The following is a 1580-nucleotide window of genomic DNA, read 5'->3' as shown; positions in this document are numbered from 1 at the left end:
AGTGCCGGCGTTAGGGCAGCAAAAGGGTTTACGCATCGTGAGCCAATTACCTGTCGGCACCAAAGAGCGAATCGCTGTGGTTCAGGTTGGAGAAGAGCAGTTTTTGGTGGGCATCACCAGTCAATCGATCCAAACCTTAGCCAAGCTAGAAAAGCCATTGAAAGAGGAAGAGTTGGCGACCAATGCTTTTGCCAGTCAGTTCAGCCAACTGATCAAGAAAAATGACAAAGGGTAATCCAATCCGTCTGCTTTTTAGCACTGTGGTGCTACTGGTTGGCGTGCTGTTTTCTTCATTTTCGTTTGCTGAGGCAGAGGAATCACCGCTGCCTGCGAATTTAGCAGAAGGGAGCAGTGTGACGGTTCAGGCCATGCAAAGCGATACCGGAGCAAGTCGCTCTATGTCGGTTGGCAACGGTGCTGGTATTCCAGCTTTCACCATGACCACCAATCCGGATGGCAGTGAAGACTATTCTGTTACATTGCAAATTCTCGCCTTAATGACCATGCTGGGCTTCTTGCCAGCAATGGTGATTTTGATGACGTCTTTCACCCGAATTGTGGTGGTAATGTCGATTCTGCGTCAGGCGATGGGCTTACAACAAACACCATCGAATCAGGTGATCATTGGCATCGCGCTTTTCTTGACCTTCTTTGTCATGTCTCCTGTGCTCAACGAAATCAATGACACGGCTATCCAGCCATACCTCAACGAACAAGTGACAGCGCGCGAAGCATTCGATGCAGCGCAAGTGCCGATGAAGGCCTTCATGCTTAAGCAAACGCGTATTAAGGATTTGGAAACCTTCGTAAATATGTCGGGCGAGCAAGTAACCAATCCAGAAGATGTGTCGATGGCGGTGTTGATTCCCGCTTTTATCACCTCGGAGCTGAAAACGGCGTTCCAAATCGGTTTTATGTTGTTTCTGCCGTTCTTGATCATCGACTTGGTGGTGGCATCGGTTTTGATGGCCATGGGTATGATGATGCTATCGCCAATGATTGTATCGCTGCCGTTTAAGTTAATGCTGTTTGTGTTGGTGGATGGTTGGAACTTGATATTGTCGACCTTAGCCGGCAGTTTTGCCCTTTAGATTGGCACAGAGAAAAGAGGTAAGACATGACTCCTGAAATGTTTGTCGAGCTTTTCCGTGAGGCACTGTGGATGGTGTTGATCATGGTCTGTGCCATTATTATTCCCAGTTTGCTCATCGGTTTGGTCGTGGCGATTTTTCAAGCCGCGACGTCAATTAACGAACAGACATTAAGCTTCTTACCTCGTTTGATCGTGACTTTGTTAGCTTTGATGCTGTTTGGTCACTGGATGACGCAAATGCTGATGGAATATTTCTTCGGCTTGATTGAGCGCTTGCCTCAGGTTCTGTACTAGAGGCTGGTATGGAGTATCCCACTCAAATCATCTTAGACTGGATAGCCAATTATTTTTGGCCGTACGTTCGTATCTCGTCGATGTTGATGGTAATGACCGTTACTGGCGCTCGCTTTGTTTCTCCTCGTATTCGTTTGTATCTCGGCCTTGCGATTACTTTTGCCGTGATGCCCGCTATTCCTGCTGTTCCGCA

At 47.7% G+C, this 1580-nt stretch carries 4 protein-coding genes; all 4 read left to right on the top strand.

Annotation, left to right across the window (positions count from 1 at the left end; translation table 11 throughout):
* On the top strand, window positions 1–235 hold a 235-nt coding region (locus tag R7070_RS24905; protein ID WP_318141360.1), incomplete at its 5' end, for a flagellar biosynthetic protein FliO.
* Window positions 222–1091, top strand: a complete 870-nt coding sequence (fliP, locus tag R7070_RS24900) for a flagellar type III secretion system pore protein FliP (protein ID WP_025587919.1) — start codon at window positions 222–224, stop codon at window positions 1089–1091. The genes R7070_RS24905 and fliP, both read left to right, overlap by 14 nt.
* 26 nt (window positions 1092–1117) lie before the next feature.
* Window positions 1118–1387: a flagellar biosynthesis protein FliQ gene (gene fliQ / locus R7070_RS24895; protein ID WP_005457784.1), complete on the top strand. Its 270-nt coding sequence runs from the start codon at window positions 1118–1120 to the stop codon at window positions 1385–1387.
* 8 nt (window positions 1388–1395) lie between these two features.
* A partial coding sequence (locus tag R7070_RS24890) for a flagellar biosynthetic protein FliR (RefSeq protein WP_318141359.1) occupies window positions 1396–1580 on the top strand: 185 nt, incomplete at its 3' end.

This window comes from Vibrio sp. 1557 (assembly GCF_033340175.1).
Classification (GTDB): Bacteria; Pseudomonadota; Gammaproteobacteria; order Enterobacterales; family Vibrionaceae; genus Vibrio; species Vibrio alginolyticus.
This window is presented reverse-complemented; position numbering and strand designations above follow the sequence as displayed.